Below are 221 nucleotides of genomic sequence, written 5' to 3'. Positions count from 1 at the left end.
TCTTCAGCAGCATCATCCAATTTTTCTTCGTCAAGTGCTACATCCAATTCTGTTCCTGATACAGAGAATGCATTTAATACATCATAACCATTAACAGTAATATCAAACTTAGAAACTGATGTTTCATCAATTTCTTCTGTTAATTGGATAGCGATTGCATCGATATATCCATCCTCACCAGTAACATCGTACGCGTAAATAGCTTCTGTGTTAACATCTTC

1 protein-coding gene is annotated in these 221 nt (G+C 35.3%); it reads right to left on the bottom strand.

What is annotated here, in order from left to right; all coding sequences use genetic code 11:
- Positions 1-221 (bottom strand): hypothetical protein (locus Q5Y73_RS24745; protein ID WP_305994589.1); only part of this gene is annotated, 221 nt, incomplete at both ends.

The organism is Chengkuizengella axinellae (assembly GCF_030730905.1).
In the GTDB taxonomy this organism is placed as follows: domain Bacteria; phylum Bacillota; class Bacilli; order Paenibacillales; family KCTC-33759; genus Chengkuizengella; species Chengkuizengella axinellae.
Note: the sequence above shows the minus strand (reverse complement) of the source record. Positions and strands in the feature narration are given on the sequence as shown.